The 23,046-nt window shown below is 57.4% G+C and carries 20 protein-coding genes; 9 read left to right on the top strand and 11 right to left on the bottom strand.

The genetic code is table 11. The features are described 5' to 3' along the window. Positions 1-94: 94 nt before the first annotated feature. The 3 genes from asnB to galT form a co-directional block, all read right to left on the bottom strand. Positions 95-1,936, bottom strand: coding sequence for an asparagine synthase (glutamine-hydrolyzing) (gene asnB, locus MCACP_RS10585; RefSeq protein WP_406676724.1), 1,842 nt, complete (start codon positions 1,934-1,936; stop codon positions 95-97). Positions 1,937-2,158: 222 nt separating this feature from the next. Further along, a complete protein-coding gene (glgA, locus tag MCACP_RS10580) occupies positions 2,159-3,622 on the bottom strand; it encodes a glycogen synthase GlgA (protein ID WP_406676723.1) in 1,464 nt (487 codons plus the stop codon). After that, entirely contained in the window at positions 3,622-4,638 is a 1,017-nt protein-coding gene (galT, locus tag MCACP_RS10575; protein ID WP_406676722.1) for a galactose-1-phosphate uridylyltransferase, read from the bottom strand. The genes glgA and galT overlap by 1 nt, the downstream gene beginning before the upstream one ends. A gap of 124 nt (positions 4,639-4,762) precedes the next feature. Here galT and MCACP_RS10570 point away from each other — a divergent pair, with 124 nt between their 5' ends. Further along, positions 4,763-6,106, top strand: a complete 1,344-nt coding sequence (locus MCACP_RS10570; protein ID WP_406676721.1) for a glycosyltransferase family 4 protein — start codon at positions 4,763-4,765, stop codon at positions 6,104-6,106. Between the two features lie 194 nt (positions 6,107-6,300). Continuing rightward, a complete protein-coding gene (locus tag MCACP_RS10565) occupies positions 6,301-8,511 on the top strand; it encodes a YcdB/YcdC domain-containing protein (RefSeq protein ID WP_406676720.1) in 2,211 nt (736 codons plus the stop codon). Positions 8,512-8,604: 93 nt separating this feature from the next. Here the strand turns inward: MCACP_RS10565 and MCACP_RS10560 are convergent, their stop codons facing one another. Then, a complete protein-coding gene (locus MCACP_RS10560) occupies positions 8,605-9,237 on the bottom strand; it encodes a MarC family protein (RefSeq protein ID WP_406676719.1) in 633 nt (210 codons plus the stop codon). Positions 9,238-9,485: 248 nt separating this feature from the next. On the opposite strand from MCACP_RS10560, the gene MCACP_RS10555 reads away from it, so the two are divergent. The 6 genes from MCACP_RS10555 (at position 9,486) to MCACP_RS10530 (ending at position 15,767) form a co-directional block, all read left to right on the top strand. Next, complete coding sequence (locus tag MCACP_RS10555; RefSeq protein ID WP_406676718.1) at positions 9,486-10,193, top strand: DUF2225 domain-containing protein; 708 nt, start codon at positions 9,486-9,488, stop codon at positions 10,191-10,193. A gap of 108 nt (positions 10,194-10,301) precedes the next feature. Next, positions 10,302-12,764, top strand: a complete 2,463-nt coding sequence (locus MCACP_RS10550) for a sugar phosphate nucleotidyltransferase (RefSeq protein WP_406676717.1) — start codon at positions 10,302-10,304, stop codon at positions 12,762-12,764. A 94-nt stretch (positions 12,765-12,858) separates the two neighbouring features. After that, positions 12,859-13,434, top strand: a complete 576-nt coding sequence (locus tag MCACP_RS10545) for a pyruvate ferredoxin oxidoreductase subunit gamma (RefSeq protein WP_406676716.1) — start codon at positions 12,859-12,861, stop codon at positions 13,432-13,434. Positions 13,435-13,487: 53 nt separating this feature from the next. After that, on the top strand, positions 13,488-13,778 hold the full coding sequence (locus MCACP_RS10540) for a 4Fe-4S binding protein (RefSeq protein ID WP_406676715.1): 291 nt from the start codon (positions 13,488-13,490) through the stop codon (positions 13,776-13,778). Then, a complete protein-coding gene (gene porA, locus MCACP_RS10535; protein WP_406676714.1) occupies positions 13,756-14,931 on the top strand; it encodes a pyruvate ferredoxin oxidoreductase in 1,176 nt (391 codons plus the stop codon). Before MCACP_RS10540 ends, porA begins: the two co-directional genes overlap by 23 nt. A gap of 20 nt (positions 14,932-14,951) precedes the next feature. Further along, the gene (locus MCACP_RS10530) at positions 14,952-15,767 is read left to right on the top strand and encodes a thiamine pyrophosphate-dependent enzyme (RefSeq protein WP_406676713.1); all 816 of its coding nucleotides are present in this window, start codon (positions 14,952-14,954) and stop codon (positions 15,765-15,767) included. Between the two features lie 263 nt (positions 15,768-16,030). On the opposite strand, the gene MCACP_RS10525 is transcribed toward MCACP_RS10530, so the two are convergent. From MCACP_RS10525 to MCACP_RS10500, 6 genes are all read right to left on the bottom strand, one after another. Beyond that, a complete protein-coding gene (locus MCACP_RS10525; RefSeq protein ID WP_406676712.1) occupies positions 16,031-16,831 on the bottom strand; it encodes an ABC transporter ATP-binding protein in 801 nt (266 codons plus the stop codon). Beyond that, positions 16,797-17,726, bottom strand: a complete 930-nt coding sequence (locus tag MCACP_RS10520) for an ABC transporter permease (RefSeq protein WP_406676711.1) — start codon at positions 17,724-17,726, stop codon at positions 16,797-16,799. Before MCACP_RS10520 ends, MCACP_RS10525 begins: the two co-directional genes overlap by 35 nt. A gap of 62 nt (positions 17,727-17,788) precedes the next feature. Next, positions 17,789-18,826 (bottom strand): ABC transporter substrate-binding protein, encoded by a 1,038-nt coding sequence (locus tag MCACP_RS10515; protein WP_406676710.1) that lies wholly within the window; start codon positions 18,824-18,826, stop codon positions 17,789-17,791. 194 nt (positions 18,827-19,020) lie between these two features. After that, a complete protein-coding gene (locus MCACP_RS10510; protein WP_406676709.1) occupies positions 19,021-19,407 on the bottom strand; it encodes a DUF1634 domain-containing protein in 387 nt (128 codons plus the stop codon). 64 nt (positions 19,408-19,471) lie between these two features. Next, a complete protein-coding gene (locus MCACP_RS10505) occupies positions 19,472-20,290 on the bottom strand; it encodes a sulfite exporter TauE/SafE family protein (protein WP_406678740.1) in 819 nt (272 codons plus the stop codon). A gap of 43 nt (positions 20,291-20,333) precedes the next feature. Beyond that, positions 20,334-20,471 carry a UTRA domain-containing protein gene (locus MCACP_RS10500; RefSeq protein WP_406678739.1) on the bottom strand — a complete coding sequence of 46 codons (138 nt, stop codon included), beginning with the start codon at positions 20,469-20,471 and terminating at the stop codon, positions 20,334-20,336. 229 nt (positions 20,472-20,700) lie between these two features. On the opposite strand from MCACP_RS10500, the gene MCACP_RS10495 reads away from it, so the two are divergent. Next, positions 20,701-21,381, top strand: a complete 681-nt coding sequence (locus MCACP_RS10495) for a superoxide dismutase (protein WP_406676708.1) — start codon at positions 20,701-20,703, stop codon at positions 21,379-21,381. Between the two features lie 16 nt (positions 21,382-21,397). Here the strand turns inward: MCACP_RS10495 and MCACP_RS10490 are convergent, their stop codons facing one another. After that, positions 21,398-22,984 (bottom strand): glycoside hydrolase family 57 protein, encoded by a 1,587-nt coding sequence (locus MCACP_RS10490; protein WP_406676707.1) that lies wholly within the window; start codon positions 22,982-22,984, stop codon positions 21,398-21,400. Between the last annotated feature and the right edge of the window lie 62 nt (positions 22,985-23,046).

Genomic DNA, 23,046 nt, shown 5'->3' with positions numbered 1-23,046 from the left:
CTGACGCATCTAATTTTGGCCTACCTTATCAGCAACAGCCATAACAACCAGAGACCCCGGAGGTTGCTCCTGGGCCTCTGGTTTTATTTTTTAGCTAACGCACCGCCACCCGGTATTCCCGCAGCCAGGTGTCGACCTGGGCAAGATAAGCGAAGAGCTGGGGGGCGCTCATGAGCTGGCCGAACCAGGGCAGGTCGAAGGGCTCTTCCTTCTCCGCCAGGGCACGGACGGCCGGCACGTCGATAAAGGGCAGCAGGGGTGAACTGGGGTCGTTCAAAATCTCCAGCATCCAGGTGCGGACGGCCTCCAGGTAAGCCGGGTTGTAGGTCTTGGGGTAGGGGCTCTTGCGCCGCTGCAAAACCTCCTCCGGCAGTACCCCGCGTAAGGCCCGGCGTAAGATTCCTTTTTCCATTTGGCCCTGGAATTTCATCTCCCAGGGGATGTTCCAGACATACTCTACCAGGCGATGGTCGCAGTAGGGAACCCGGATCTCCAGGCCCACGGCCATGCTCATGCGGTCCTTGCGGTCCAGGAGTACCGGCATAAAGCGGGTCAGGGTAAGATAAGAAAATTCCCTCAGGCGGGCGCTCCGGGGATCCTCCCCCGGCAGGCGGGGTACTTCCTTCAGGGCCTCCTGGTAGCGCCTGGCCACGTATTCCTCCGGCCGGACCAGGGCTTTAAACTCAGGGGAAAGCAGGCGTATCCTCTCCTGGCCGGCCCGCGTCCAGGGGAAAGTAGCCATGGCCATGGCCTTTTCGCTCCTGAACCATGGGTAACCACCGAAGACCTCGTCGGCCGCCTCGCCGGAGAGGGCGACTGTAGCTTCTTTTTTAATTTCCCGGCTGAAGAGGTAGAGGGAAGAATCGACATCGGCCATGCCCGGCAGGTCGCGGGCGCGCATGGCCGCAGTCAGGGAGGCTACCAGTTCGGGGGTGTCGATAAAGACGTAGTGGTGCCTGGTACCCAGGTGGCGGGAAACCAAATCCACCCACGGGGCGTCGCTATGGGGTTGGAAATGGCTGGGCCGGAAATAACGGTCATTGTCGACGTAGTCTACCGACCAGGTATGGATGGGCCCCATACCCCGCTCCTGGAAGGCCCGGGCGGCAAAGGCGGTAACGGCGCTGGAATCCAGCCCCCCGGAGAGCAGGGTGCAGACGGGCACATCGGCCACCAGCTGCCGTTCTACCGTATCCTGTAAAAGCTCGCGGATTTTAGCGGTAGTGGTCTCCAGGTCATCCGGGTGGGGCCGGCTTACCAGGCGCCAGTACTGGTGCTGGCGGATGCCCTGGCGGTCATAAACCAGGTAGTAGCCGGGTTTCAATTCGGCTATGTTGCGGAATACTCCATGCCCCGGCGTGCGGGCCGGCCCCAGGACAAAAACTTCTGCCAGCCCTTCAGCGTCCACCTCTGCTTCCACCGCCGGGTGAGCCAGCAGGGCTTTCAATTCCGAACCAAAAAGGAAGGCGCTGCCTCTTTGCGTATAAAAAAGGGGTTTGACGCCCAGGCGGTCCCGGGCCAGAAACAGGCATTGCCGGGCTTCATCCCAGATGGCAAAGGCAAAAATGCCATTAAAACGCTCGACGCATGCCGGTCCCCATTCCATATAGGCCGTCAATAGTGCTTCCGTATCTGAGTGCCCCTGGAAGGTATAACCACGGTTTTTGAGCTCCCGGTGCAGGTCGGGTGTATTGTACAGCTCACCGTTATAGGATATGACAAAGGTTTGGTTGCCGCGGCGGCGTACCATGGGCTGGCCGCCGCCGGCAGGATCAACGACAATCAGGCGGCGGTGGCCCAGGGCTGCCCGGGGAGAAAGCCACACTCCGGAGGCATCCGGTCCGCGGCAGGCCAGGGTGGCCGTCATGGCCTTCAGGACAGGTTGCTGCCGGGTGAGATCCACCTCCCAGTCCACCCAGCCGGTAATTCCACACATAAATAAATCCCTCCCCAGCAGGCTATTAGAAACGCCCTTAAATTGAAACCCTCTGAACGCCGCTGCCCACCGGGGTCACGCCCTTGCAACCCCAAACGGGTTCCATGATGATCTTATGCAGGGAGGGGGAAAAAGTGCGGGAAAAATATCTGCCCGGGCCGGTCCCGGGCAGGCGAAACTGATATGTCCCGGCGTTGCGCAGCGTAAGCCCTAAAGTTCTCCTTACCCCGCTTTAACCTGCGCAGCCATCCTCTTCTGGAGGGCTTCCCGGTACATATCTTCATATTGACCGGCTGAGGCGTTCCAGGAAAAGTCGGCGGCCATGCCCCGCCGGACCAGATTACGCCACTCCTCCGGCTCGTTCCGGTAAACATGGAGGGCGCGATTAATGGTATCCAGGAGGGCCTGGGGCTGGTAATCACGAAAGGAAAAGCCGTTGCCGCTCCCCGGGTACTGGTGGAAGTCCTTGATGGTATCCTCCAGGCCGCCCGTGGCCCGGACCACCGGTACGGTGCCGTAACGCAGGCTGATCATCTGGCCCAGGCCGCAGGGTTCAAAGCGGGAGGGCATGAGGAAAATATCGCAGCCGGCATAAATCCGCTGGGCGAGTACCGGGTCAAAACCGATTTTGACGGCCATTTTATCCCGGTATTTCACCTTATAACGGGAGAAAAGCTGCTGGTAATAATCCTCGCCGCTGCCCAGGAGGACGAACTGCAGGTCCTGCTGCAGCAGGGGGTCGAGAATGGCCGCCAGCAGATCCAGCCCTTTTTGATTAACCAGGCGGGAAATGAGGCCCAGGAGGGGTACATCCTTGACCGGCAGTTCCATTTCCCTTTGCAGGGCTGCCTTGTTTTCTTTTTTCTTTTCAAGGTGCTCGGCGTCGTAATTGACGGCCAGGCGCCGGTCGGTAGCCGGGTTGAACTCCTGGTAGTCAATGCCGTTCAAAATTCCCCGTAGATCCGCGGCGCGTTTCCTCAGCAGGCCGTCCAGGCGTTCCCCGTATTCGGGAGTCTGGATTTCCAGGGCGTATTTCTTGCTGACGGTGTTGATTAAATCGGCGTACAGGATCCCGGCTTTCATGAAACTGACCTGGCCGTAAAACTCCAGGCGCTCGGGGGTAAAAAATTCCTCGCCCAGGGCCATAATCTTCAAGATGTGGCGGGGGAAGGTCCCCTGATACTGAAGGTTGTGGATGGTGTAGATGGTTGCCGTTTGCCGGTAAAAGGGGTTATCCTCGTGCTTCACTTTGAGGAAAAGGGGGATGGGGCCCGTCTGCCAGTCATTGCAGTGGATAATATCCGGCTGGAACCCCAGCCAGGGCAGCATGGACAGGACGGCCTTACAAAAAAAATTAAAACGGGCCGCGTCGTCGGCATAGCAGTACATGCCGTCCCGCCAGAAAAACTTGTAATTATCAATGAGGTAGACCTGTACGGGTCGATCCCCTGCCAGCTGCGCCTGGCGGATAATGGCCGTTTCCAGGCTGCCATCCATTTCTACCGGCAGGTCGGTGAGGTAATCGACATTCTTGACCTGGCGATAACGGGGCATAGCCACCCGCACCTCGTGGCCCCGGGCGGCCAGAGCTTTGGGGAGGCTGCCGGCCACGTCGGCCAGGCCTCCGGTCTTGGCCAGGGGGGCTACTTCGGGCGAGACAAATAGGATTTTTAAGGGTTCAGACATTAACCTTCCTCCTCGGGGCTTAGGCTTATTTCATTTAGAGATTGGGCCGCAATTTCCGGCGGCGTGGGGTTGATGTACATATCCGTCCCCCATTCAAAACCGGCAACAATTGTCAGCCTGGGCAGGAGTTCAAAATGCCAGTGGTAGATACTGTCCTCCTGGCGCAGGGGTGCGGTATGCAGGACCAGGTTAAAGGGCGGGTCATTGGCGGCCTGTTTCAACCGGCCCAGGGTATCCTGGAGGATGGCGGCCAGTTGTACCAGCTGCTCATCTTCGCAGGCGCCGAAACTGGCCTGGTGACGCCGGGGTATGATCCACATTTCCATGGGGAAACGTGAAGCAAAGGGGCAAAAAGCCAGGAATTCTTTATTAAAGGCCACGACACGGGTTCCTGTTTCCAGTTCCGCTTCCATGAGGTCGCAGAAAAGGCAGCTTTCTTTCTCCTGCCAGTAAGCTTTAATCCTGGTCATCTCCTCGTTAACGGCTGCCGGCACCAGGGGGGTGGCAATAAGCTGACTGTGGGGGTGTTCCAGGGAAGCCCCGGCGGTAGGGCCGTGGTTTTTAAAGAGCTGGATGTATTGCAGCCTTTTGTCCTGCTCCAGCTGCAGGTAACGCTGCCGCCAGGCCTTGAGAACCTGGGCAGCATGCTCGGGAGCCAGATCGGCAAAAAAGGTATCGTGATCAGGACCCTCGATGATAACCTCGTGGACACCGGTACCGGTCATAGCCCGGTACACCCCTTTACTTTCGCTGGATACTTCCCCGCCGGCCACCAGGGCGGCAAACTTGTTGGGCACCACCCGCACCTGCCAGCCAGGGGTATCGGGTTCAGTGTTGGCAGCGCGGAAGGCTAGAACTTCCGGCGGGGTTTCCTTTTCGTGGCCGGGACAGAAAGGGCAGCCGGCGTTGCCTTTCTTTTCATTATGAGAAGGCTTGAAGTCCGAAGGACGTTTGGCCCGCTCGGTGGCAATGATTACCCAGCGCTCGCTAACTGGATCCTGGCGTAATTCGGGCATGCTGGAACCTCCAAATCAGTAACTTGCTACTAGGTTTTATCTATCCGGGGCAAATTATGCGGTATAAGATTGGTCGCAGCTGCCAAAATAAATTAAGGTAGGAATTTAGTGAAGGTGATAGATAATGCGTATCCTGATGCTTTCCTGGGAATATCCCCCCCAGAGTGTCGGCGGCCTGGCCCGGCATGTGGAGGACCTGGCCATTTCCCTGGCGCAATTGCGCCACGATGTTCATGTGCTGACCCTCGGCCGGCCCGGCCAGGTTTGTGAAAACCGGGAAAAGGGGGTAATTGTTCACCGGGTGGAAGCCTACCCTGTTCATGCCCCCGATTTTCTCACCTGGGTGCTGCAGCTCAATGCTCGCTTCCTGGAAGAAGCCATGATCATCATGCGCAAATACGGCCCCTTCCAGATTATCCACGCCCATGACTGGCTGGTGGCCTTTACCGGCAGGGCTTTAAAACATGCCCACCGTTTGCCCCTCATTGCCACCATTCATGCTACCGAAGCCGGCCGCAACCGCGGCTTATATAATGACATGCAGCGCTACATTAACAGCGTGGAATGGTGGCTGACCTATGAGGCCTGGCGGGTGATCGTCTGCAGCCGGCATATGCGGCAGGAGGTTCAGGGGTTATTCCAGCTGCCGGCCGATAAAATCACCATTATCCCCAACGGGGTTTACAGCCAGAATTTCCGGACCGGGGCCGTTGACCCAACGGTGCGGCAGCGTTACGCCGCGCCCCACGAAAAGATTATCTTCTTCGTGGGCCGCCTGGTAATCGAAAAGGGGGTTCAGGTCCTCCTGGAGGCCATGCCCAGGATCTTAACCGCCTGCCCGGAGGCCAAACTGGTGGTGGCCGGTCAGGGGCCCATGGAAGGCCAGCTCCAGAACCGGGCCCGGGAGCTCGGCATCAGCCACAAGGTCTATTTTGCCGGCTATATTGACGATCATACCCGCAACCAGCTCTACCGCGCCGCCAGGGTGGCGGTGTTCCCCAGCCTGTACGAGCCCTTTGGCATCGTGGCCCTGGAGGCCATGGCGGCCGGGACACCGGTGGTGGCCAGCGAGACGGGCGGCCTGGCGGAGATCATCACCCATGGCGTTGACGGTATGCGCGCTTTTCCGGGCAATGCCGGTTCCCTGGCCGATAATATCCTGGCCGTATTACAGGATGAAGCCCTGGCGGAAAGGTTACGGGCCAACGGACGCCGCCTGGTAACGGAAGTTTACGACTGGGACAAAATTGCCCGGCGGACGGCCGATGTTTACCAGGAGGTTTACAGCCAGTACCGGCGCACTTCCTGGCCGGAGCGGCCCTTAGTGGTCGCCCGCCTCTGGCGCTTTACGCCCCCTACGGGGGCAGAACCGCCCCGGGAACAGCCGTTACCACTGGCAGGTCGCTATGACCTGCCCCAGCGCCGGGCCGCCCTGGTGAACCAGCGCCGGGGCAGAGGGGAAGGGTAGAGTTCTGCAAATGGGAACTTTTTCCCCTGTCCGGCGTCTATATAGTCAGGAAGGACGGAGCCACCGGGTGGAGACCGGGGAAGGAGGGAAATGCCCATGAACTGAAGGGGCGGATAAATTTAACGCTTCCGGCAGGTTTAAAAGCGCCCGATCTTAGACGTATCCCAAGGAGGAGCTAAAGGAGGAAGAGCAAGGTGGTAAGAATTTGGCGACGCTTGCTGGCCTGGGGCCTGACGGCCTTATTACTATTGTCCTTTTTTACCGGCATAGCCGTAGCGGGCGATACACCAGCTGTTTCCCTGGAGGAAGCTATTCGCGCGGTTAAAGACAACTTTAATATTCCTAAAGAGTATAATATTTTTACCTCTAGTTACAACAGCTACGATAACCGCCAGACCTGGTCCCTGCACTGGAATGCTCCCGGCGAGCCGGGCGGCAGTTTTAACGCCGAGGTGGATGCCAGGACAGGTGAAATCTTAAATATGAATACCTGGAAACCGGAAAAACGGCCCGAACCGGGCCTGCGGCTGCCGGTTATTTCCGCCACCGAGGCCCGCCGGGTGGCGGTTGAACTGTTAAACCGTCTGGCTGCCAGCTATGTTCCTGAATTGCAACCCCTGCCCGATGATAATCAACCAATTCCCTTGAACAATTATGGACCGGTTAGTTATACCTTCCGCTGGCAGCGGGTAATCAATGGCGTTCCTTTCCCCGGTAACGGCGTGACGATAACCGTCCGCGGTGATGACGGCCAGGTAACGAACTACAACCTCAACTGGACGAAAGTCGATTTCCCCGCGGCCACAAAAGCCATTTCTCCGGAAAGGGCGCGGCAGGTATTTGCCAGCGCCGGCATGCTGGAACTGCAGTATTACCTGCAACCCCCTGTCAGGCCCCTGGCCGCCGGCGAGAAACGCCCGGTGCTGCTGGTTTACCGGCTCAGCCATCCCTCCCGGGGGTTGATTGATGCCCTGAGCGGTAAACCACTAGATTTGGGAAACGGCGGGTGGTTTGATAAAGGCGGCGCCGGGGGGATGGGAGATGCTTCCCTGGAGATGGCCCGGAAGGCAGCGGCTTTACAGGGTGGCACCCAGTCCAAACCCTTAAGCCCTGAAGAAATGAAGGAAATCGAAAAAACGGCCAAATTAATCAGCCGGGAAGAAGCAATCGCCGCCGTTAAGAAGTGGGTGGATATCCCGGCCGGCCTTACCTTACGCAGCGCCAACCTTTACGCCGACTGGCAGGACCCGGAAATCCGCAGCTGGAATTTAACCTGGAGCAGCGATAAACCCGAAACGGGAAAAGTCAATTTTATGAGCGCCAGGGTCAATGCCGGCAATGGCGAACTGCTGGGATTTGACCTGCCCTCTGCCCCCTCCGGCAATGACAGAAGCGGCAAACTGGACCGCAAAGCGGCGCAGCGCCTGGTCGAGGATTTCCTGCAAAAGGTACAACCGCAACGCTTCAAGGAAGTTCGGCTGGATGACAGCAGCCGACCCGGGTGGGAGCCGGCAATCATGGAGGATGGCAAGAACCCGGCGGTCCAGTACTTTTACTACCGCCGCCTGGTCAACGGCATCCCATTCCCCGGCAACGGCATCAACGTGACGGTGGACGCAGTGGCCGGGCGCATCACCAGCTACAACCTTAACTGGGGCAATTTTGATTTTCCGGCAGCCACGAAAATCCTCGATGGGCAGCAGGCAGTAGAAACCTTCCTGAAAAACCGTCCCCTGACCCTGAGCTATACCCGCATCTACAGCCCGGGCGGTCCGGGTCAGGGTGAGGTACGCCTGGTCTACCAGCCCCTTGGTGATACCAGCAGTGCCACCTCCGACATGATAGATGCCAGGACCGGCCAGTTCCTGGACTGGGAGGGCAAACCCATCGCCCAGCAACCCCGGCCCTACCGTTTCAACGACATCGCCGGCAATTTTGCCGAAAAGGAAATCAACCTCCTGGGCCAGGCCGGCCTTTTCGGGGAATACGGCGAGGCCTTTCACCCCGACGAGAATGTTACCGTGGTGTCCATGCTGCGGGCCATGCTCATGGCCAGGAACGGCGTCTGGGGTTATAAAGACCTGAAGGATGAGGAGATTCTTAAGCGGGCCCGGGATGAGAAGTGGCTGCAGGAAGATTTGCAGGCCGGGGCCACCGTCAGCCGGGAACTTATGGCGAAGTTCTTGATCCGCTTTTTAAACCTGGAAAGCGCCGCCCGGGTGGAGGGGATCTACAAAGTCCCCTACAGTGACGCCGGCTCCCTCGCCCCCGGTTCCCTCGGCTATGTGGCTCTGACGTGGGGCTTAGGTATCTTGAAGGGCAATGGTTCTACCTTCGAACCGGAGCATCCTGTGACCCGTGCCGAAGCTGCTGCCGCCCTGGTCCGAGCCCTGCAGGTAAAATAGTAACTGGTGACAAAGCCAGTCTGAGAGAGAGCCATTTAGGCGGAGTCCCTCATGGGAGCCGGTGTTTCCTTGCTAGCCCCATGGGGGACTTTTTTATCGCCCCAGGCCCGGGAAGAGTTCCAGCAGGCCGGAGGCGCCCATTTGGACGGCTATGACCGCCAACAGGAGGCCCATAATGCGGCTGATGGTGTTCATTTCCACCGGTCCCAGGTAGCGGGTAATCAGGGTGGCGTAGCGCAGGATCAGGTAAGTTCCAAAGCATACAGTGGCAATGGCGGCCACAGTCAGGAGGAAGATTTTGGCGTCCAGGTCGGGGCCCATGAGCAACATAACGGTGGTAACCGAGCCGGGGCCGGCGAGAATCGGTGTGGCCAGGGGAGTTATGGCTATATCCTCCCTGGCCATGATGTCTTCCTGGAGGGGTGGGGCTAAACTGCGGCCGTGGATATTCCGGCCCTGAAGAATTTTAAAACCAAGGGCGAATAAGATAATGCTGCCAGCCACCCGGAAGGCGGCCAGGGTGATGCCAAAAAACAGGAGGATGTTATTTCCAAGGAGGGCAAAGAGGGTTAACAGGCCAAAGGCAGCTATAGTGGCCCGCCTGGCGGTAGTGATCTGGTATTCTGCTGGTTCCCCTTCAACCAAAGAAAGGAAAATGGGCAGGTTGCCTATGGGATTGAGGACGGCGAGGAGAGATACCGTAGCGTGAAGGAAAAAGACAAACACTGCTAATGCCCCCCGCTGGCAGGACCGCGAAAAAGCTGGGATCCAGTGCCCGTTATCTTTACTTTATTATTATATCCATCCCGGTGGCTTTGTTCCGTTTACTGATCCTTGTTTGTCTGGCGGACAGATTGCTGTTGAAGAACATTGAGGAGCAGGCGAAAAATCTTAACTACATAAAGTAGGAAGTTGGGACCGGATGTAGAATAAAGTAAAGCGTAACAGAGGAGAAAACGCGAGAAGGGATAGAAGTGGCAGCCGCCATTGAACCTTTATACGATAAACGCTACCAATGCCTTTTCTGTGGCCGGGAATTTACCAATAAAAAGCTGCGCCTGAGTAAGGTGCGCCGGGTGAAACGCGATAGCGATTTATGTGCTTATTTTGAAGGCGAAAACCCCTATTTTTACGAAGTGGCCGTTTGCCCCCACTGCGGTTATGCTTTCACCTCCAGCTTTGGCCCTGTCAAAAAAGAGCGCCGGGAACTGATAATAAAGGAGTATATCCAAAAAATTACCCGCAAGGATTATACCGGCCCGCGTAATTTGAATGATGCCTTAAATGTACACAAGTTGGGTTTATTATGCGGCAACTTGAATCAAGAGAAGAGTTCGGTACTGGCAGGCTTATGCTTACACATTGCCTGGTTTTACCGCTACATCCAGGAAGAAGAACAGGAGAAAAAGTACCTCCGTTATGCCTGCGATCTTTATCAAGAAGCCTACCAGAAGGAAAGCGGGACCGCCGGAGGAGGAAGTCCCAACCTGATCATTTACTTAATCGGGGAACTGGAGGGACGATTGGGCAATTATCAAACCGCCACCCAGTGGCTGGCACGACTGCTGCAGGTACGTCATTTAGAACCTTACCTGCGCGATTTGTTACGCGATCGTTGGGAAGTCTATCGGGAACATCTGAAAGAAGCGCCGCCTCCCGCCGGCCTGGCGGAAGGACAGTAGCCGTGGTATGAGGAGGTCTTCGTGATTAAAGGCCCGCCGGGAATTTTTTGTGGGGAGAAGGGGCAAAATGCTAAATAGTGCTAATCTGGATCTTGCAGGAGGTAGATTATGAAGGCGATTATCATGGCCGGCGGGGAGGGCTCGAGGCTCAGACCCCTGACCTGCAAGCGGCCAAAGCCCCTGGTGCCGGTGGCCAATCGCCCTGTTATGGAGTACTGCGTGGACCTGCTACGTGACCTGGGTATCAAAGAAGTAGGGGTGACCCTGCAGTACCTGCCGGCATTAATTCAGGAATACTTCGGTGACGGCAGTGACTTTGGCCTGCACCTGCATTATTTTATAGAGGATAAGCCCCTGGGTACCGCCGGCAGCGTTAAAAACGCGGCTTCCTTTTTAGATGAAACCTTTGTGGTGGTAAGCGGCGACGCCCTGACGGATTTTGACCTGCGGCCGGCTATTGCCCGGCACAAGGAAAGCGGCGCCCTGGCCACCCTGGTGCTGACGACCGTCGACAACCCCCTGGAGTACGGGGTGGTGATTACCAATCCGGACGGCAGCATTCGCTCCTTCCTGGAAAAGCCCAGCTGGGGAGAGGTTTTCAGCGACCGGGTCAATACCGGTATCTATATTCTAGAACCCGAGGTCCTGGAACTGGTGCCGGAGGGGCAGCCCTTTGACTTCAGCAAGGATCTTTTCCCCCGGTTGCTAAAAGATAAAAAACCCATCTATGGGATAAACCTGTCCGGCTACTGGTGCGATATCGGTAATCTTGCCCAGTATCGCCAGGCCCAGGAAGACGTCTTGAGCGGTAAAGTTAAAGTCAGGGTGGTGGGTGAAGACCGGGGTAATGGCATTGTTACCGGTGAAGGGGTGGAGATTGACCCTGCGGCCAGGATTGCAGGCCCGGTTTTAATAGGCAGCTATTGCCGTATCGGCGCCGGGGCTGCGGTAGGGCCTTTTACCGTCCTGGGGCCATACACCCGGGTGGATGAAGGGGCCAGCATCAAAAGGTCCATCCTCTGGGATAATGTGTATGTGGGGGAAGGAACCAGCCTCCGGGGGGCAGTGGCCTGCAGCCGGGCCAGCCTGCAGCGGCAGGTGCGGATTTATGAAGGCGCGGTTATCGGTGACGGCAGCCTGGTAGACGCCGGGGCGGAGGTGCGGCCGGAGGTAAAAGTCTGGCCTGAGAAAATCCTGGGACGGGAGACGGTGGTCCATGAAAGCCTCATCTGGGGCCAGGGGACGGGCCGACCCCTCTTTGTTGGCAGCCAGGCGCCAGGTTATCTAAAAGGAGATTTAACCCCTTTCCAGGTCACCCGGCTGGGGCTGGCCTATGGGGCCAGTTTTAAACCGGGGGCCATGGTGGGCTTGAGTACCTTTACCGGTGGGGCCGGGGAAATGCTCTTCAAGGCCATGGCCGCCGGCCTGATGGCTGCCGGGGTCAAGGTGGCCGACCTGGGCCGGTTACCAACCGCGGTCCATCGTTTTGCCGTCCGCTCTCTAAAGCTGGCCGGCGGCTGCCATATTAAACAGGATGCCGCCAACCGGGATAAGGTCTGGTTGCACCTGGTCAATGAGCGCGGCCACGATTTAGCCCCTGGAGCGGTGCGTAAAATCGAAAACCTCTACTGGCGGGAAGACGGCCGCCAGGTGAAAGAGGTACAGGCCACTACTTATTTTCCGGCCTTGAAGGAAGCTTACCGCGAGTGGTTACTGTCGACCCTGGGGGACAATGGGCTAAAGAGAAGGCCGGTACGGATAGCCCTGGGGTGCCAGGGAGAAATAGCCGCCCTAGCCGCCGAGGTTTTACAGCGGGCCGGCGCCGACGTGGTCCGGCTGGATTTCGACCCGGCCAAAGGCTGGGGGGCCATCCAGGAGGATATGCCCTTTTTCGCCGCAGAAATCGAGCGCTATGGTGCGGGACTGGGAGCAGCCCTTGATCAAAATGGCGAGGAATTAATCCTTTTTACCGGTGAAGGCCGCCGGTTGACAACCTCCCAGCAACAGGCCCTCCTGGCCCGGGTCTACCTGGAAGCCAACCGGGAGGCGCTCCTGGTCCTGCCGGTGACGGCCTCCCGGGTGGTGGAGCTGGTGGCCGGGTGCCTGGGGGGAAGGGTGGAGCGAGTGAAGAGCCATCCCGGTATCCACCAGGAAGCCATGGCCAGGGTGGATGGTGAAGCCGCCCCGGAGCAGCAGCACCTGCAGCTGGATGCCCTGGCAGCCCTCCTTTATATCCTGGACTGGCTGGCCCGGCGGGATGAGAGCCTGGCTGAAGCGGTGGCCGGCTTGCCCGCCGTCCATACCGTCACCCGGACCGTACCCTGCCCGTGGGAAGCCAAGGGCCGGGTTATGCGGACCTTGATCAACGAGGAACCGGCCGAAAGGGTGGAACTGCTTGACGGAGTCCAGATACGCCATAAAGATGGCTGGTCCCTGGTATTCCCCGACGGGGAAACACCCCATTACCGCATTTGCAGCGAAGCTTTTTCCCAGGAGATGGCTGAAGAGCTGGCCGGCTTTTATGAGCAGCGCTTAAAGGAATTAATCGCCCGGGAGAAGGATTGGGAGTAAAGGCCACCTGACTCGAAGGTGGTCTTTTTATTGACAAATATTACTTGCTACTGATATTACCTGGTGGTAAAATATGAAGGTAGGGGGTAGAAAAATGTTACAGATTCGCTGGCATGGTCGTGGCGGCCAGGGCGCCGTTACTGCGGCGCGCATCTTTGGCCTGGCGGCAGCCGTCTATGGGGACTGGTATGCCCAGTCTTTTCCTTCCTTTGGAACGGAACGACGGGGAGCGCCGGTGACGGCCTTTACCCGCCTGGATGACCGGCCCATTCGCGACCGCAGCCAGATCTATAACCCTGATTATGTGGTGGTACTGGACGCCACCTTGCTGGAGAGCACTGATGTTTTTGCCGGCCTGGCACCAGGGGGGACGGTCCTCATCAATGCCGGCCGGGAGAAGGCCGCTGTACGGGCGTTGGACCGCGCCCGGGTCTATTACCTTGACGCCACCCGTCTGGCCCGGGAAGTACTGGGCGTTCCAATAGTCAATACAGCCATGGTGGCGGCCCTGGCCGGGGCGACCGGCCTCCTTTCCCTGGAGGCGGTAGAAAAAGCCATCGCTGCCGTCCTGCCACAAGAGCTTGCTGCCCAAAACATTGCCCTGGCCCGGCGAGCCTATGACCTGGCAAAGGTTCTCGGCGGTAAGGAGGCAATGGCATATGGAGGTTAAAGGGGAACCCCCAAAGGGATCTGGCGACCGGGTTAAGAGGGAGGCGTTAGTGAGTGCTGACTGAAGGTGATTTAAGGAAGGGGCCCAACCTGGCAACACCCTTATTGAGTACGACTACCGGTTCCTGGCGCTTGGTACGGCCGGTTCTAAATCCTAAACGCTGTAATAATTGCCTCACCTGCTGGCTCTTTTGCCCGGAAGGCTGCTTTACCAGGGGCGAAAGTATAGTTAGCCTGAATCTAGATTTTTGCAAGGGCTGTGGCATCTGTGTGGCGGAGTGCCCGCGGGAAGCCCTGATCCTGGTGGAAGAAGGTAGTAACGATGCGCGCGTATCTGAACGGTAACGAGGCGGTGGCGGCGGCCGTTAAACTCGCCCGGACGGAAGTGGTGGCCGCCTATCCCATTACTCCCCAGTCGACCATTGTGGAGAAAATAGCAGAATACATAGCCGCCGGTTCCATGGAAGCGGACTATATAAGGGTGGAATCTGAGCATGCCGCCCTGGCGGCCTGCTACGGGGCGGCAGTTACGGGAACGCGGGTCTTTACGGCCACCTCTTCCCAGGGGCTGGCCTACATGTTTGAAATGCTCCATTATGTCAGCGGCTGCCGCGTACCCCTGGTCATGGCTGTGGCCAACCGCGGCCTGGCGGCTCCCTGGACCATCTGGGCCGATCACCAGGACGCTGTTGCCTGCCGCGATACGGGCTGGATCCAGCTCTACGTGGAAACGGCCCAGGAAGCCCTGGACACCTGCCTGCAGGCCTATAAAATTGCGGCCCACCCGGAGGTGCTGACGCCGGTTATGGTCTGCCTGGACGGCTATGTCCTCTCCCACACGGAAGAAATTGTGGACGTGCCGGACCAGGAGGCCGTGGACCGCTTCCTCCCGTCTTACCGGCCGGAGTATAGTGTGGATACGCAGCGGCCCTATGTCTTTGGCGTCGGTGCGGGGCCGGACCTGTATTCTGCCTTTAAGTATTACCAGCAGCAGGCCATGCTGAAAGCGAAAGAGGTTATTAAGGAAGTAGACCGGGAGTTTCAGGCCCACTTCCAGCGCAGCTACGGCGGCCTGGTGGACCTTTATTATTGCCATGATGCCACCGTGGTGCTGGTCGTCATGGGTGCCACCGCCGGAACGGCCCGGGAAGTGGTGGAGTATTTACGCCGGCAGGGTGAAGCGGTAGGCCTCTTGCGCCTGCGGAGTTTCCGGCCTTTCCCGGTGGAAGACCTCCGGGCGGCCCTTACCAGGGCGCGAGTAGTTGCCGTCCTGGATCGCGATTGCTCCTTCGGTTATGAAGGGGTGCTGGCCACGGAAGTAAAGGCGGCCCTGGCTGATCTACCGGCGCAGCCGCAGGTGGCCGGCTTCATCGGCGGCCTGGGCGGCCGCGATATCAGCCAGGAGGAACTGGCAGGTATTTTCCGCCATTGCCTGGAGGCGGTACGGCGCCGGGACAGGGGTGAAGAACTGGTTGTTAGCGGCGGCTGGCAGAAGTAAAAGCCTGGAGGTAGGTACCAATGGTTAAAATAAAAGAATTACCTGATGCCGAACTGGTGCAGGGTTCTTACGCCTGCGCCGGCTGCGGCGGGATACTCGCCGTCCGTCTGGCCCTGAAGGTCCTGGGGCCGGAAACGGTCATCGTCACCACGCCGAGCTGCCTGCTGGGGGTAACCACATTTTATCCTCAGCTGGCCTTCAAAGTTCCCTGCGTCAATGTCACCTTCCCCAGCACGGCAGCGGCAGTTTCCGGAGTGGTGGCCGGCCTCAAACGCCGGGGCAAAAAAGAGGTAAGGGTCGTAGGCCTGGCCGGCGACGGCGGTACCGTCGACATCGGACTCCAGGCTTTATCCGGTGCTCTGGAGCGGGGCGACAATTTTATCTTCATCTGCTATGACAACGAAGCCTACATGAATACCGGGGTACAGCGGAGCGGGGCTACACCTTTAGGGGCGCGGACCACGACGACGCCGGTGGGCAGCGTCGGCCGGGGCGAAGAAAGGCCCAAAAAGGATATGTTGCGTATTGTAGCGGCCCATGGGGTCCCCTATGCGGCTACGGCCAGCATCGGCTATCCCCAGGATTACCTGAGCAAGGTGCAGAAGGCCATGCAGGTGGAAGGTCCGGCCTACATCCAGGTCCTTTCCCCCTGCCCGCCGGGCTGGGGCTACCGCAGCGACCTGACGGTGAAACTCGCCCGCCTGGCCGTCCAGACCGGCCAGTGGCCCCTGGCCGAGTACGAAAACGGGAGACTGACGGTAAAAGAGATCGCCAACCCCAGGCCCTTACGCGACTACCTGGCTCCCCAGGCGCGTTTTGCCCATATGCTGGGTTAGCACCTCATAATCGCTTCTGGCAGCCTGACTCTGCTAGAGTCAGGCTTTTCTCTCAACATATGCCATCCGGTAGGAAGAACATCGCCCGGAAGTTTGAGTATCCGAGCTAGTTGATGGTATAGCCGAAGATTACCTGGGACCGCTGCTCAGGTACGGGTTTACCAATAAGGCTATTGGGCATAGGGAAGGGGGATTTTTAAAAACGGGCCTGGGGTGAATAAGGGGCGGAAAAGAGAAGGGGTGTGACCCTGGGAAGGTCGGCCTCAGCTACCCGTTAAGAGCGCCCTGTCGTCGGCAAAGGCGCTGCCGCTGGCCTGTTCAAACATTTTTAAGAGATCGGACACCGTGGTGCGGGCCCGCTCCGGCCCGGAGAGGTCCAGGATGATGCGCCCCTCGTGCATCATAATAGTGCGGTCGCCGGTACGCAGGGCCTGTTCCAGGTTGTGAGTCACCATCAGGGTGGTGAGCTGGTGGCGGGCGATGATTTTTTCCGTCAGTCCCAGCACCGTCCTTGCCGTACGCGGGTCCAGGGCCGCCGTGTGTTCGTCCAGCAGGAGCAGCTTGGGCGTAGCAATGGTGGCCATGAGCACTGTCAGGGCCTGGCGCTGACCGCCGGATAACAGGCCCACGCGTGTGGAGAGCCGCTCTTCCAGGCCCAGCCCCAGAAGGGCAAGGTGTTCTTTAAATATTTGCCGTTCGGCCGGAGTGATGCCGCGGCATAAACGGCGGGGGCGGCCCCGCCGCAGGGCCAGGGCTAGATTTTCTTCAATGGTCATGGAAGCAGCCGTACCCCGCAATGGGTCCTGGAAAACCCGGCCGATCCAGGCCGCCCGGACATGTTCCGGACAGCGGGTAATGTCCCGGTCATCCAAAAGCACTTTCCCGGCCTCGATTTCGTAAACGCCGGCAATGACGTTTAAAAGGGTCGACTTGCCGGCTCCGTTGCTGCCGATGATGGTAACTACCTGGCCCGGCTTGACGTGAAGGGTAATATCCTTTAGAGCAACTTTTTCATTAACGCTACCGGGATTAAAAGTTTTGCTTACGTTGACCAGCCGCAGCATCTTGCTCACTCCTCAACCTTAAGGCCCGCAAACCCAGCCGGTGGCGCAGCAGGGGAAAGGCCATGGCGATAACTACAATTAACGAGGTCAGCAGCTTGAGATCCGTGGGCGGCATGCCTAGTTGCAGCACCAGGCTGATAACGACCCGGTAAATTATCGAACCGGTGACGGCTGCCAGCAGGGCCCTAACCAGGGTGTGCGCTCCCACCAGTGCTTCGCCGATAATCACCGCTGCAAGACCGGCAACAATCATACCGATACCCATACCGATGTCGGCAAAGCCCTGGTACTGGGCTACCAGCCCTCCGGAAAGGGCCACCAGGGCATTGGCGATGGCCAGGCCCACCAGCTTCATTGTCGAGGTGTTTATACCCAGGCTGCGGACCATATGCTCGTTATTTCCTGTGGCCCTGATACTCATACCCAGTTCGGTTTCCAGGAAAATGTAAAGCAGGATGAGGACCAGGGCAACCACAATTAGCCCCACCAGCAACGGCCCGTATGGTCCCAGGGCCGGTATGCCTTTGACCCAGGTAAAAATGGTTTTAACACGGAGAAGGGACAGGTTGGCCTGTCCCATAATGCGCAGGTTGATAGAATAAAGGGCGATCATGGTCAGGATGCCGGAAAGCAGGGGCGCCACCTTTAAATGGGTGTGCAGCAGGCCGGTAACAAGACCAGCCAGGGCGCCACAGAGGACGGCAAGGAGAAGGACCAGCCAGGGGTCGTAACCTGCCAGAATGTACTTTGCCGCCACTGCCGCCCCCAAGGTGAAGGCGCCGTCGATGGTCAAATCGGGGAAGTCCAGCACCCTGAAAGTCATATATACTCCCAGGACCATGGCTCCCCACAGCAGGCCCTGTTCCAGGGCTCCCAACCAGATGCTCAAGGACATGATAGCTTCACCCGCTTTACTCGACCTTGACTTCAGCCGGCGTTAGACGTGCGGCCAGGCGCCTATTCGATTATCTTGCTGGCTTTCTTTTTTAGATCTTCGGGAATGGTTACACCGAAGGCTTTGGCCGCTTTGGCGTTGAGCACGATGGCCAGGTCTTTCTGCTTTTCGATGGGCATATCCTGGGGCTTTTCGCCCTTCAGCACCCGCAGGGCCATCTGCCCGGTCTGCTGTCCCAGCTTGTAATAGTCGATGCCGATGGTCCCCAGGGCCCCGGCCTCGACAGTGTTGCTCTCCCCGGCGATGACCGGAATTTTGTGTTGCTCGGCCACCTGGATGACGCCGGCGATAGAAGATACCACCGTATTGTCAGTCGGCACGTAAATGGCCTCTACCCGACCCACCAGGGACTGGGCAGCCTGGACAACCTCATTGCTGGCCGTGACCGGGGCATCAACGACGGTCAGTCCCAGGGAAGCGGCCTCCTGTTTGACAATTTTTACCTGCACCTGCGAGTTGACTTCACTGGAGTTATAGATGACGCCTATTCTTGCGGCCGCCGGTACCAGCTGCTTCAAAAGCTCCAGCTGTTCTTTGATGGGATTCATATCCGTAGTACCGGTCACATTGGTACCAGGTTTTTCCATGCTCTTAACCAATTTGGCCGTGACAGGATCGGTAACGGCAGTAATTAAAATGGGTATTTCCTGGGTTTCGTTGGCCATGGCCATGGCCGAAGGGGTGGCGATGGCCAGGATGAGGTCTTTTTTATCCTGGGCGAACTTGCGGGCGATGTTTTGCAGGGTGGACTGGTCGCCCTGGGCGTTCTGGAAGTCCACCTGCAGGTTTTTGCCTTCTTCATAGCCGCCGGCCTTCAGGGCCTCCAGGAAACCCTTGCGGGCGGCATCCAGGGCCGGGTGCTCCACGATCTGGATGATACCCAGCTTGACTGCTTTGGCCTCGCTTTTGGTCTCAATGGATTGGGGCTGAGATTGAGCTCCGCTACCGGCCTGTTTATTTCCCCCTGAGCCACACCCGGTTAGCAGTGAAGCCAGAATCAGTACCACCAGGAGTGACAACAACCAGGAGCCTTTTTTCATTTCCTCCTTGCCTCCTTTACGTTTTTCCGGCTGGCAAGGCAGTTTTCCCCACCGGAGTCATAAATAAAAATACTCCCGGCGGGAGCATCATTGCCCTTCCTGCCATCCTACCGTTTTTGGTTCCGGCGGGCCAACCGGCTTATGTTATGATTTAATCTTAATTTAATGTAACGGCGTATGTCAATAGTTTTCGGTTACTCCGCTTTCCCCAGCAGCAGGCTTAAAATTAACATGGCCAGCACATAAGTGGTAATCATGACATAGGGCCGGTCGCGATCAAAGATAAAAGCGATAATGGAGGCGGCGACACGGAAAATGGGGGTAGCGATGAGCAGCAAAAGTCCCAGGTCAATGATGGCAAAGGATTTAAAATGCGTTACATCTTTAAGTACCTGGGAGATGGTGGTAGGAAAGAAACCGGCCGGGTAACCGCTATCGCCGGTGAACAGGTACGTTACCAGGCCGAGGGCAATTATTAGGGCGCTGATCACTACTCCCCAGCGTAAAGACTGGCTGATGAAATCCTCCACGACGATGGCATGGGATTGTTTCGGTGCATTTTTGCCCTCGTTATTTTCCATAACGCATCACCTTATTCGCAATCGCAATTATTCGAGCCTTGCTGCTGTTGTAAGGAAATTATCTTTACCCCCTTAGCCCTTTTAAGAGCATCTGCAGGGAAACATAGAGCAATACCGGTACAAAGATCTTTCTCAAAGTAGTGTTGCGCAGGCGAACCATGAGGCGGGTGCCCAGGGTGGCCCCGATAACTACGCCCAGGGCTACGGGAGCGGCAATGGCGGGGTGAATATCACCTCGGGCGAAATATATACCGGCACTGGCGGCGGCGGTGACGCCAATCATGAAATTGCTGGTGGCGGTAGAAACTTTCATGGGCAATTTCATAAACATATCCATAGCCATCACTTTAAAGATCCCATTGCCGATGCCCAGCAGGCCGGAAATAACGCCGGCCCCGTACATAATGCCGAACCCCTCGTAAACCCCTGTTGATGTGTATTTTACCTCACGGTTTAGGACCTGGTCGTAATAACTTCCCTCTAATTTCAATTTTTTCGCCAGGGGGTGGGCGACGACTCCTTCCGGCAGTTCAAGGTTGCGCCGTTTAAATATGGCCAGGGTAGAATAGCCCAGGACGATGGCAAAAATGATATAAAGGTAGTGGGGGCTAATTAAACCGCCTAAGTAGGCTCCGGTAATGGCACCGGTAGTAGTTGCCACTTCCAGGAACATACCGATGCGGATATTGGTAATACGGTCGTGGATATAAGCTGCCGCTGCACTACTGGAGGTGGCGATGACGGAAACGATGCTGGCGCCGATGGCGTAGCGGATATCAATCCCCAGGACCAGAGTAAGGAAGGGGATAATGATAATACCGCCGCCCAAACCCAGAAGGGCCCCGATGAGGCCGGCGATAAAAGAACAGGCTAAAATCAGCATTGTTAAAGATAGACTGATCAAGACAAAACCTCCAGGTAAAATTCTATCTTGCTTGAGAAATCATTCGTAATCGCAGCAGCCCACCGGCAACGCAGGTCGTCCGGCTGACGATTAATACCGGGCTGCCGGTCCTGCATTGCAGGTACCTGGCTTCTTCCTGCGACGCCCGGCCGGCACTAATGCGCTGGATGCCGTTGTCTGGTTAGCACCAGTATATTACCTGGAAAATAAAAATGCAAGAAGTCGTCTATAGCTGGTAGTTATGAAGAGAAGTCGACCCTGGAGGAGATTACCGGACTTATAGACATCTACATGGCATGACATTAAGCAGCAAACATTGGCATACGCCTAATGCCACTCAGGACCGGAAAGACATAAAATATAAGGAAATAATATCCGGAGGAGTAGGCATGGCAGAAGCGCAAAATTTCTGGCCGCCACAGCCGGCGGTACCTCCCGGCGGTCACCGCTTGCCGCCTTTGCCTTATCCCTACAATGCTTTAGAACCGGTAATTAGTGAAAGGCAGTTGCGTATCCATCATGACCGCCACCACCTTGCTTATGTGGAAGGGCTCAACAAAGCGGAATTAAAGCTGGTTGAGGCCCGGCAGAAGGGCGACTTTGCCCTGGTAAAGCACTGGGAGCGGGAACTGGCTTTTCATGGGTCCGGGCACATCCTGCACAGCATTTACTGGACGGTAATGTCCCCCTGGAGCGGGAGCAGGCCGGGGAGTCTATTACGGGAGAGAATAAACAGCTATTTTGGTAGCCAGGATGCCTTCCAGGAGCAGTTTAGCCGGGCGGCTATAGAAGTGGAGGCCTCCGGCTGGGCTATCCTGGCCTGGCTGCCGTCCTGGGGCCGCCTGGAAATTCTGACGGCAGAAAAGCACCAGGATTTGACCCAGTGGGGGGCCATCCCCATTCTGGTACTGGATGTCTGGGAACACGCCTATTACCTGGACTACCAGAACCGGCGCGCCGATTATGTAAAAGCCTGGTGGCAGCTGGTCAACTGGCCCGAGGTAGAGCGGCGACTGCAGCTCGCATTGCCGGCCCTGGTACCCTTAAGCCTGGCTGGTTATCCGCCCTGATACAGTCCGGAGGACCTTACCTGCTGGCAAAAACCCTATAGTTTATATCCGGAAAGATATTATTAGCATCTTCTAAAGCCTGGATTTTTTCGGGGTCCAGGTCGTTATTTTTTACTGATCGTGTGAGCTCCCAGAAATTCAACAGGTGTTTTTTCGTCCGCTGGACGGCGTAATCTACCATGGTGCCGGTTTTCATGATGAAGGCCCAGTCGCTGCTCTGGGCCACCAGGAGTTCCCGGGCGGCCTGGTTTAAGGCGCGCAGCAGCAGGCCCCCGGCGTCCCGGTACTGGTTGGCCAGACGGATCATTTCGTCAGCGGCGTGGTGGAGATGGCGGTAAATCCAGTCGTTGGAACCCTCAAGCCAGACCTCGTTATAACCGTTGTTGCCCCAGCTCGACATGCAGGGCGTGGCCGGCTGGTTGACGGGGAAACGTTCCAGGTACTCGCTTGGCGTGATAAAGGTAAAGGGTTGATGGGCGAGCCCCGCCACCTGGCGGAAAAGGGATTCCAGGAACTGGGGGCCTTCAAACCACCAGTGGCCGAAGAGCTCGGCATCATAGGGGCAGACAATGAGGGGCGGCCGGTCCATGTAGTCGGCCAGGTAGTTAATCTGGTGTTCCCTGTTAAACAGGAAGTTGCCGGCGTGGGTGTGGGCTTTGAAGCTCGCCCACTCCGGTACATAAGGCTCTTTATAATTGGATTTCCCGGTGATGCGGTAGTACTTCAGGCCCGTATCCACCCGCAGGCCGGAGGGATGGATGTACGGCTTGATATATTCATAATCCAGGTCATAGCCGATATCCCGGTAAAACTCACGGTAATCGAAGTCGCCAGGGTAACCTTCCTGGGCACTCCACACCTGCTCCGAAGACTCAAGGTCGCGGCCGAAGGCAGCTACTCCTGCCGGGGTGTAGACCGGGGCAAAAATGCTGTAGCGCGGCCGCGGCGTGGCGTAAAGGAGGCCGTGGGCGTCGACGAAGAAGTATTTGATGCCGTAATCCTTTAAAATGACATCATCGCCCGGGTTATAGGCACATTCGGGCAGCCACAGGCCCGCCGGCGGCCGGCCGAAGAGGCGGCGGTGATTGTTGACGGCTACTTCCACCTGGGCGCGGACTACCTCCCGCTGCAGGCCGATTAAAGGCAGGTAGCCATGGGTGGCGGCGCAGGTGATTATCTCCACGTTGCCGCTGTCCTGGAGTTCGCGGAAGGCATTGATCAGGTTGCCTCCGTATGCCAGGTAAGTGCGGTAGATGTTTTCAAAAAGGTCCTGGTACATGCGGGCCACCAGGTTAAAGCGGGGATCGTTCCTGGTACGCCAGACCTCCCGGGCGGCCAGCTCCCGCAGGCGTTCCAGGTAACGGCGGTAATGCTCCCGGACCAGGTTATCGGCCATCATAGCAGTCAAAGGGGGGCTTAAAGAGAGGGTCAATTTATAGGATACCCGGTCCCGGTTCAGTCGCTGGCATACATGGATCAAGGGGATATAGGTTTCGGTGACGGCTTCATGGAACCATTTTTCTGCCAGGGAAAAGTCGTCCTCCGTATCACGGACATAGGGTAAATGAGCGTGTAAAACCAGGGCGACATAACCACGGGGCATAAGTTTCTTCCTTTCTTAAACCTAATAAAGGCCGTCAGGAAAGTTTATTGCTGGCCGGGGTT

Origin of the sequence: Neomoorella carbonis (assembly GCF_045278715.1) — a bacterium.
Taxonomy (GTDB): domain Bacteria; phylum Bacillota; class DSM-521; order Neomoorellales; family Neomoorellaceae; genus Neomoorella; species Neomoorella carbonis.
This window is presented reverse-complemented; position numbering and strand designations above follow the sequence as displayed.

Bases quoted from the DNA above. Each gene is read 5' to 3' on its own strand.
- asnB (WP_406676724.1), bottom strand. From the start codon at position 1,936: ATGTGTGGAATTACCGGCTGGGTGGACTGGGAGGTGGATCTCACCCGG.
- glgA (WP_406676723.1), bottom strand. From the start codon at position 3,622: ATGTCTGAACCCTTAAAAATCCTATTTGTCTCGCCCGAAGTAGCCCCC.
- galT (WP_406676722.1), bottom strand. From the start codon at position 4,638: ATGCCCGAATTACGCCAGGATCCAGTTAGCGAGCGCTGGGTAATCATT.
- MCACP_RS10570 (WP_406676721.1), top strand. From the start codon at position 4,763: ATGCGTATCCTGATGCTTTCCTGGGAATATCCCCCCCAGAGTGTCGGC.
- MCACP_RS10550 (WP_406676717.1), top strand. From the start codon at position 10,302: ATGAAGGCGATTATCATGGCCGGCGGGGAGGGCTCGAGGCTCAGACCC.
- MCACP_RS10545 (WP_406676716.1), top strand. From the start codon at position 12,859: ATGTTACAGATTCGCTGGCATGGTCGTGGCGGCCAGGGCGCCGTTACT.
- porA (WP_406676714.1), top strand. From the start codon at position 13,756: ATGCGCGCGTATCTGAACGGTAACGAGGCGGTGGCGGCGGCCGTTAAA.
- MCACP_RS10530 (WP_406676713.1), top strand. From the start codon at position 14,952: ATGGTTAAAATAAAAGAATTACCTGATGCCGAACTGGTGCAGGGTTCT.
- MCACP_RS10525 (WP_406676712.1), bottom strand. From the start codon at position 16,831: ATGCTGCGGCTGGTCAACGTAAGCAAAACTTTTAATCCCGGTAGCGTT.
- MCACP_RS10520 (WP_406676711.1), bottom strand. From the start codon at position 17,726: ATGTCCTTGAGCATCTGGTTGGGAGCCCTGGAACAGGGCCTGCTGTGG.
- MCACP_RS10515 (WP_406676710.1), bottom strand. From the start codon at position 18,826: ATGAAAAAAGGCTCCTGGTTGTTGTCACTCCTGGTGGTACTGATTCTG.
- MCACP_RS10510 (WP_406676709.1), bottom strand. From the start codon at position 19,407: ATGGAAAATAACGAGGGCAAAAATGCACCGAAACAATCCCATGCCATC.
- MCACP_RS10505 (WP_406678740.1), bottom strand. From the start codon at position 20,290: ATGCTGATTTTAGCCTGTTCTTTTATCGCCGGCCTCATCGGGGCCCTT.
- MCACP_RS10495 (WP_406676708.1), top strand. From the start codon at position 20,701: ATGGCAGAAGCGCAAAATTTCTGGCCGCCACAGCCGGCGGTACCTCCC.
- MCACP_RS10490 (WP_406676707.1), bottom strand. From the start codon at position 22,984: ATGCCCCGTGGTTATGTCGCCCTGGTTTTACACGCTCATTTACCCTAT.